Source organism: Massilia sp. CT11-108, from assembly GCF_047302915.1.
In the GTDB taxonomy this organism is placed as follows: domain Bacteria; phylum Pseudomonadota; class Gammaproteobacteria; order Burkholderiales; family Burkholderiaceae_D; genus Telluria; species Telluria orientalis.
Map to the genome: position 1 here is coordinate 1 of NZ_JBKYMO010000258.1, position 8,108 is coordinate 8,108.

The following is an 8,108-nucleotide window of genomic DNA, read 5'->3' on the forward strand; positions in this document are numbered from 1 at the left end:
GGACCTCGGCGCCAGCATGCTGGCCGCCGTCGCGCGCCCGCGCGTGGCGCTGCATGGATTGAACGGGAGCTGGGTCAAGCAGAGCCTCGACCCGCAGGAAGCGGACCTGATCGCGGGCCGCCGGCCGGGCGGCGATGCGGCCGCATGGGGCGTGGACACCGAGACCGGCGTGCTGGCCGTCCTGAACGACGGCAAGGTGGCGTCGTCCGCCGTGCCGACCGAAAACGGCGCGTATCCGTCGTACTACGCCGGCATCCGCGACGCGCTGCTCGGCAAGGCGCCGAATCCGGTGCCGGCCCATCAGGCGCTGACCGTCATGCGTTTGCTGGACGCCGGCCGGATCAGCGCGGCGGAACGGCGCGAAGTGCTGTTGTCCGAAGTCCCCGCCCTGAGCCTGCCTTAAGCCTGCCCTGCCTCCAGGTTCGCGCGCACCCGCTCCAGCAAGTCGAGCAGGGTCGCGCGGTCCGCCTCCGCAATCCCCTCCAGCGCCGTCTCGGCCAGCGCGCCATCATGGCGGTGCAGCGCCGCGAACATCGCCTTGCCCGCCTCCGACAGCGACAGCCGCGTGCTGCGCTTGTCAGTCTCGTCCGCGGCCGCGTCGAGCAGCCCGCGGTCGCGCAGGCCGCGGATCAGGCGCGCCAGCTGGGCCTTGTCGCGTCCCGAATGCGCGGCGAGGTCGCTCTGCGTCGCACCGGGCCGGCGCGCGAAGAAGCCCAGCACCTTGATCTCCATGTGCGCCAGGTCGTGCGGCCCGGCACGCAGGCTGCGCTGCTGGGCCGAGCGGTACAGGTGCATGATCGCGTGGACGCGTTCCAGCACCTCGAGCGCGGGCGACGGGGGATTTTGGTTGACTTCATCAACTATGTTTCGCATAATGGGCAGGTAGGTGACATTATCAACTAATTGGAGCAACGATGCAGCAAGCTGAACACCTTCTCGTCCGCCGCGTCCGCCATGAGCTCAAGCTGCGCGAACTGACCGTGGCGCGCATCGAACGCCTGGGCGACGCCTTCGCCGCCATCACCTTCACGGGCGCGGCGCTGGCCGATTTCACGTCCCTGTCGTTCGACGACCACGTCAAGTTCATGTTCCCGGACGCGGATGCAGACGGCGGACAGGTGAGGCGCGACTATACCCCACGGCGCTTCAGCCGCGAAGCCCTGGAGCTGACGATCGAGTTCGCGCTGCACGGCGACGGCAAGGCGTCCGATTGGGCACGCAACGCGGTGGTTGGGCAGCGCGCCCTCGTTGGCGGGCCGAAAGGTTCGATGATCGTGCCGTTGGAACTCGACTGGCACCTGTTGACGGGCGACGCGACCGCCCTCCCCGCCATCGCGCGGCGGCTGGAAGAACTGGCGGGCGGCAGCCGGGCGATCGTGCTGGTGCACGCGGCGCCGGCCGACCGGCGCGTGTTGAGGAGTGTCGCGGACGTGGACCTGCGCTGGTTCGATACGCCGGAGGCGCTCGTCGCGGATCTGCAGGCGCTCGCGCTGCCGCCCGGCCGCGGATTCGCGTGGGGCGGCGGCGAAGCGTCATTGATGGCGCGGGTGCGCCAGGTGCTGAACGAACAAGGCGTGCCGCGCGAGGCGACGCGGGTGTCGGCGTACTGGAAACAGGGCGTCGCCGAACATCACGAGAACCTCGCTTGACGACGTCAGGCTTTGCGCCTGCGCCGCGCCGTCACCAACCCGGCCAGCGACACGCCCATCAACGCCAGCGACCCCGGCTCCGGCACCGTGAACTCGTCCATCGCCCACGCCGTCGGGCTGCTGTTGTAGATGACGAGCGTATCGATGCCGGCCCAGTCCAGCTGGACCCAGCTCGGCGCCGTCGTGTCCAGCGTGAAGGCGCCCGACGTGACCAGCAGCTGGCCGTTGCGCCAGCCTTCGAACGAGATCTCCTGGTCGATCCAGGCCGACGTGAAGTACGCGCCGGTGAACGCCCACGCATTGCCGTCCGCCTTCGAAATCGTCGCGGGCTGGCCGAACCAGTTGTACGCCACGTTGGCCGGCGACACGACGCCCGCCTCGAAGCCGCTGCCCGGGTACGCATCGGCGCGGATCGTCCCCATGTTGTCCCAGGTGAAGCCCGCGTAGCCGGCGTCGATGGGCAGCGACTCGTCGCCCGGCAGGTCGTCGAAATGGATGACCGTCGCATGCGCCAGCGCGCAGGCCATCGTGGCCAGCAGGCCGATGATCGTCTTCTTCATGTTCATCCCTTTCAGTGTGCGATGCCGGCGACTTCGGCATCGCTCAGGGCCGCGTTATAGATGCGCAGTTCGTCGATCGCGCCCTTGTACGGCGTGTCCCAGTAATTCACGCCCAGCGCGAAGGTGCCGGTCGTCGTCGTGAACACGTTCGGGAAGTTCGTGCCGGAGAAGCGCTTGACGCCGTTCACGTACACGTTGACGGCGCCGTTGTTGACGGTGAACGCCACGTGCGACCACTGGTTCACGGGGATGTTCATGCCCAGTCCCGCGTCGTACCAGGCGGCGCCCGACCACAGCATCGACGCGCCGCCCACGCCGCCATGCCCCATCGGCAGGAAGCTGACCCACGAATCGGTCGTGCGCGCGCCGAAGAACGTCGTCGTGAACGCCGTCAATTGCGCGGGCTTCAGCCACATCGCGACGGTGTACGTGTTCGACGAGATCAGGCCGTTCGGCAGGCGCACGCCGGTCGCGCCGTCGAACACGGCCGCGTTGCCGCGCATGCCGGCGCCGTACGTCAGGCTGCCGCCCGCCGTGTCGATCTTGCCGCCGCTGACCGAGCCGGCCGCGAAGGCGCCGTTCGAATCCGCGAGATTGCCGTCGAACGCGTAGTACGCGACGAGGCCGCCCAGCTTGCGCACGGTGACCGTGAACGTCTTCGTCAGAGTGGCCGTGCCCTTCGTGATGCGCGCGGTCAGCGTGACGTTCACGGCGCCGCTGGCCGGCGTCGTCACGACGCCCGTGTTGCTGACCACCGCCGGGTTCGACGACGTCCAGCGGATGACGGCATTGCGGGCCGCGCTCGTCGGCAGCGTGAGGTTGCCCGTGACGGCCGTCGTGGCGCCGAGGCTCAGCTCATTGTAGATGGCGGTCGCGACCTGCATGTCGGTGCGCGGGATCAGGCGGCTGCCGAAGATGGCGATGCCTTCGCGCGACGACGCGGTGAACGTCGTCACGTACGACTTCGACGTCTCGTCCCACTGCGTCAGCAGCACGCCCTTGTACGTCGATGCGCCCGGCAGGTTGATCTCGACCTGGTTGGTGCCCATCCTGCGCCACGTGCCGGACACTGCCCCGGTGATGCTGCCGTTGGCGTTCAGCGTGATCAGCTGCGACTTCTTGATGGTCGCCGTGATGTCCTTGCCGTGGTTGACGTACAGGTAGTCGCCGAACACGAATTCAGGCCGCACGGCCGTCGCCGTCTCGTTCGCGTAGCGGTACGGCGCCACGACGGGCCAGCCGTCCGCGTTCATGAACATCTGGTGCACGCGCACCTCGTGCTGCTCGCCGCGTTCCGGGAAGCGCGTGTGGAAGATGAGGAAGTGCTTGCCGGTCGCCGGGTCGTACCAGGCCGAGTTGTGGCCCGCCGAGACATAGCCCGTGCCGATGCCGGTGCCCGCCTCGCCCAGCTTGCGCTCGAACAGGAAGTTACCCATCATCTTGACGCCGTACGGCGCGATCGACGCGTCGTCGAACAGCGGTTTCGACGGATCCGACTTCACGTTCGCCATCGCATTGCCCTGGGCGTCGTAGTACGGACCGTCCGGACTGGTCGAGCGCGCGACACGCATGTTGTAGCCGCCGTTCGCATCCAGGCCGCCGAACGAGGTAAAGAGGTAGTAGTACGACGTCGCCGGGCTGTACATGATGTACGCGCCTTCGATGCGGGAGTGGTTGCCGCCCGTGAGGCGCTTGCCGTAGCCCTGGTTCGGATACGGGAAGCCGGTGGCGGGGTTCATCTGCATGATGAAGATGCCGCCCGAGTACGAGCCGTAGACCATCCACAGCTTGCCCGCGTTGTCGAAGAAGACGTTCGGGTCGACGGTGTTCGGGTGCTTCAGCGCGTCGTAGACGGTGCCGTCGTAGCTCGGCTGGCCCCACATGCCGGACTTCAGGATCACGCCCTTGTTGACGTACGGGCCTTCCGGACTGTTCGCGACGGCGATGCCCAGCGCGGACCGGGGCGCGTCGCCCTGGCAGGCGTCGTAGTACATGTAGTACTTGCCGTCCGCGAGCTGGCGCACGTCCGGCGCCCACAAGGTCGTCGTGTTCGCCCACGCGAACGTCTCGGCCAGTTCCGTGTAGACGTTCTTCGAGCCGTTCAGGAACAGCGGATTGGTGGCGCTGACGCCGTCCGTCATCTGCGTCCACTTCATGAGGTCCTTCGACTTGGCCGACGCGAGGTGAGAGCCGAACACGTAGAACGTGTCGCCGGCCTTCAGCACGGAAGGATCGTGCACGGACGCGTTCTGGAACGTGGGGAGCGTGGCGCCCGCCTGGGCAAATGCATTGGCGGCGATGAAGCAGGACGCGAATAGCGCGCCCAATCCCGCCAGGGATAAGGGTTTGTTCACTGTAGTCTCCGTCTAATAATTATGGTTGCGGACGGAGAATGCGGCATTTTCAAATGCTTTGCAACAGGGCCGGCAGCGCATCTAAGTCACTGATTCGACCGGATAATTTACAGATTTCAGCAGAGAAACAGCTGCGATTCCAAAAAAACGGATTTAGGGTCGTAAATAAAAAATATGATGATCGCTGAGGGAATCCGCGATAACTTTTTTTGGAATGGAATCGATTCGAAAACCAAAAAAGATATCGCAGGTTTTTTTGCGTGTTACAAAAAATATTTTGCGGCCAGCGTTCCGTCGCGGCCCAGCAGGTACCGGTCGAAGTCGCGCGCGAGGAACAGGCTGCCCGCGTACTCGCTCCTCGCCTCCGCCTCCAGCGCGCCCATCGACAACGGCCCTTCGCCGTCCTGGTAACGGGGACTGAAATGGGTCAGCACGAGGTTCGGCAACCGGGCCGCCTGCGCCATCCGCGCCACCCGCAGCGCGGAACTGTGCATCGGCCCCGGCCCCACTTTCAGCAGCACCTCTTCCGTGTAGGTCGCCTCGTGGATCAGCACGTCGGCCGTGCGTGCCGCCTCCAGCAGCAGCGACGGGGCGTCGTTGTCGCCTCCCACGATGACCGTGCGCGCCTTGCGCGGCGCGAGCAGCCAGTCGGCGGCATGCAGCACGCGGCCGTCGTCCAGCACGACATCACTGCCTTGCTGCAGTTCGCCCCAGGCGGGGCCCGGCGCGATGCCGGCCGCGCGCAGGCGGGCCGTATCCAGCTTGCGCTCCACCGTGCGCTCCGTGAAGCGGTACGCCCAGGACGGGATCCGGTGCGACAGCGCGATGGCGTCCACGGCCAGGTCGGGCAGGACCGGCCTGCCGGCCAGGCCGTCGACGGCGATGAACTCGAGCGGATACGGCAGCCCCAGTTCACTCGTCGCCATCACGCCGTCGATGAAGGTGCGCAGCGCCGGCGGCCCGACGAGGGCCAGCGGGGCCGTGCGGTTCAGCATGCCGGCGCTGGCCAGCAGGCCGGGCAAGCCGTAGCAGTGGTCGCCGTGCAGGTGGGTGATGAAGATGGCGCGCAGGTCGTGCAGCGACAGGGTCGTATGGAGGATGCGGTGCTGCGTGCCTTCGCCGCAGTCGACGAGCGACCAGCCCCCGCGCGGCCCCCGGAGGGCGAGGCCGCTCACGTTGCGGGTCTTGCTCGGGGTGCCGGACGAGGTGCCGAGGAACTGGAATTCCATGCTGGATGGGCCAATAAGTGGTTTCGGTCCGATTATCCCCCGTTTCGGTCGGCCCCAAGGCGGTTTCGTCGCAGCCGGGTTGCCGCCGTCCGGGCCCGGCGGCACAATTCCGGCATGAACACCCTCTTCCGCTTTTTACCCTCCGCGCGGGGCGCGTGCCGCCCGATCGTCCGCCGCCTGGCTGACGACATCGGCCTGACCGTCATCGTGTGCAGCATGACCGCCGTCCTGATCACGCTCGTCAACGGCAGGACGTTCGAACTGTACGACCAGATGGTGTACTCGATCTGCGTCGGCCTCGTGGCGCTGGTGGTCCTCGACGGCGTCCGCCTCACGCTCCTCGACGATCCGGCACGGCGCCGCCGCTGGCTGGTGCCGTGCATCGTGCTGCTCGTCGCGATGGCGCCCGTCGCGCACTACACCGGCATCTCGATGGGCAGCCTGATCCTGGGCCACCCCCTGCCCGACCTGTCCGGGTACCCGAACGAACACGGCCAGAAAGGCATGATCGGGCTGACCTTCCTGGCGATCAGTGCGATGGCCCTCCTGATCCTGAACCGCGAACGAGTCGAGCGCATCAAGCTGGAACGCACCGAGGCCAAGGCGCGCGCCGAGACGATCGAACGCCAGGCCCTGCAGGCGCAACTGCGGCTGCTGCAGGCCCAGATCGAACCGCACATGCTGTTCAACACGCTGGCGAACCTGCAGGGCCTGATCGCCATCGACCCGCAACAGGCGAGCCGGATGCTGGACCACCTGATCCAGTACCTGCGCGCCACCTTGTCCGCCACCCGCGCCGAGACGACGACGCTGGCCCAGGAATTCGAGGCGGCCGAAGCGTATCTCGGCCTGATGGCCGTGCGCATGGGTGCGCGCCTCGCGTACCGCTGCATCCTGCCCGCCGAACTGCGGAGCGCGCGGCTGCCGGCGATGCTGCTGCAGCCGCTCGTGGAAAACGCCATCATCCACGGCCTCGAGCCGAAGATCGAAGGCGGCACCGTGACCGTGGAGGCGAGCGCGCGCGCCGGCCTGCTCGAGATCTGCGTCAGCGACACGGGCCTTGGCCTGGACGACACGCAGACCGCGGCCAAGGGCACCGGCGTCGGCGTAACGACGACCCGCGAACGCCTGCAGGTGCTGTACGGCGCGCGCGCCGCCCTGACCCTCATTCCCGCCCAGCCGCACGGCGTGCTGGCCCGATTGACGCTTCCTTTGGAGACCGCATGAACGCAACGCCACCCATCCGCGCCCTGATCGCCGAGGACGAACCGATCCTCGCCGCCACGCTTGCCGCGACGCTGCGGCGCCTGTGGCCCGACCTCGACATCGCCGGCACGGCGCCGAACGGCGTCGCGGCCGTGCAGCAGGCGCTGGAACTGCAGCCGGACATCCTGTTCCTGGACATCAAGATGCCGGGCCAGACCGGCCTGGAAGCGGCGCAGGAACTGGCCGAACGCTGGGAAGGTGTGCGCCCGTTCCCACACATCGTGTTCGTGACGGCGTACGACGATTACGCGGTACAGGCGTTCGAGCAGGCCGCCGTCGACTACGTGATGAAGCCGGTGAGCGACACGCGCCTGGCGCGCACCGTCGAGCGTTTGCAGGCGCTCGCGGTGCGGGACGCGCCGGCCGCTGACGGCCTCGCGCAACTCGTCGAGCAGATGCGCGCCCTGCTCCCGGCAGGCGCGGCACCGGCCGAGCGCCTGACGGTGATCCGCGCAGCGGTCGGCAACATCATCCGCATGATTCCCGTGCAGGAGGTGCTGTACTTCCAGGCGCTCGACAAGTACGTGAACGTGGCGAGCGCCGAGGGCGACGCGCTGATCCGCCTGAGCCTGAAGGACCTGCTGCCCCAGCTCGATCCGGACCAGTTCCGCCAGATCAGCCGCAGCGCCATCGTCAACATGCGGCACGTGACGAGCGCGAGCCGCGACGATGCCGGCAAGCTGACGCTGCACCTGCGCAACCGGGCCGACAAGCTGCGCGTCAGCCCGTTGTTCGCGCACCTGTTCAGGCAGATGTGATCAGCGCACGTCCAACCGGAACGGCGCGGCCGGCAGGCCGTCGCCGCCGAACAGGTTCACGAACGGCGCATCGGCCCACGCGTAGCGTACGCGCGTGACGCCGGGCGCCGCCGCGCCGCGCAGGACAATCCGGTCGCCGGCGACGCGCGCGTCGGCATAGCGGCATGCCTTGCCCGCGCACACCTCGAAGCCGATCGCGCGGTCGGCCGAATACGTCTTGAGGCCGCCGCCCGTGTCCCTGAACGTCACGACGATGTCCTTGCCCTTGCGCGCCGCCGCGACGGCCGTCGGG

The 8,108-nt window shown here is 67.7% G+C and carries 8 protein-coding genes and 1 pseudogene; 4 read left to right on the forward strand and 5 right to left on the reverse strand.

Annotated features, from left to right (window positions below; translation table 11 throughout):
- The coding region (locus tag ACEN88_RS19340) for a Gfo/Idh/MocA family oxidoreductase (protein ID WP_413342123.1) at positions 1–403 on the forward strand (403 nt) is incomplete at its 5' end.
- On the opposite strand, the gene ACEN88_RS19345 is transcribed toward ACEN88_RS19340, so the two are convergent.
- Complete coding sequence (locus tag ACEN88_RS19345) at positions 400–873, reverse strand: MarR family winged helix-turn-helix transcriptional regulator (RefSeq protein ID WP_413342125.1); 474 nt, start codon at positions 871–873, stop codon at positions 400–402. The two genes, ACEN88_RS19340 and ACEN88_RS19345, sit on opposite strands and share 4 nt — an antisense overlap.
- Before the next feature lie 41 nt (positions 874–914).
- On the opposite strand from ACEN88_RS19345, the gene ACEN88_RS19350 reads away from it, so the two are divergent.
- Positions 915–1,649, forward strand: a complete 735-nt coding sequence (locus tag ACEN88_RS19350; RefSeq protein ID WP_413342126.1) for a siderophore-interacting protein — start codon at positions 915–917, stop codon at positions 1,647–1,649.
- Positions 1,650–1,654: 5 nt separating this feature from the next.
- Here ACEN88_RS19350 and ACEN88_RS19355 read toward each other — a convergent pair whose 3' ends face one another.
- The 3 genes from ACEN88_RS19355 to ACEN88_RS19365 form a co-directional block, all read right to left on the reverse strand.
- Entirely contained in the window at positions 1,655–2,209 is a 555-nt protein-coding gene (locus tag ACEN88_RS19355; RefSeq protein ID WP_413342129.1) for a PEP-CTERM sorting domain-containing protein, read from the reverse strand.
- An 11-nt stretch (positions 2,210–2,220) separates the two neighbouring features.
- On the reverse strand, positions 2,221–4,563 hold the full coding sequence (locus tag ACEN88_RS19360; RefSeq protein ID WP_413342131.1) for a family 43 glycosylhydrolase: 2,343 nt from the start codon (positions 4,561–4,563) through the stop codon (positions 2,221–2,223).
- A 263-nt stretch (positions 4,564–4,826) separates the two neighbouring features.
- Positions 4,827–5,792: an MBL fold metallo-hydrolase gene (locus tag ACEN88_RS19365; RefSeq protein ID WP_413342133.1), complete on the reverse strand. Its 966-nt coding sequence runs from the start codon at positions 5,790–5,792 to the stop codon at positions 4,827–4,829.
- A 114-nt stretch (positions 5,793–5,906) separates the two neighbouring features.
- Here ACEN88_RS19365 and ACEN88_RS19370 point away from each other — a divergent pair, with 114 nt between their 5' ends.
- Positions 5,907–7,019: a sensor histidine kinase gene (locus tag ACEN88_RS19370; RefSeq protein WP_413342135.1), complete on the forward strand. Its 1,113-nt coding sequence runs from the start codon at positions 5,907–5,909 to the stop codon at positions 7,017–7,019.
- Positions 7,016–7,816, forward strand: a complete 801-nt coding sequence (locus tag ACEN88_RS19375) for a LytR/AlgR family response regulator transcription factor (protein WP_413342136.1) — start codon at positions 7,016–7,018, stop codon at positions 7,814–7,816. The genes ACEN88_RS19370 and ACEN88_RS19375 overlap by 4 nt, the downstream gene beginning before the upstream one ends.
- On the opposite strand, the pseudogene ACEN88_RS19380 reads toward ACEN88_RS19375, so the two are convergent.
- A pseudogene (locus tag ACEN88_RS19380) lies at positions 7,817–8,108 on the reverse strand (glycoside hydrolase family 2); the annotation flags it as partial.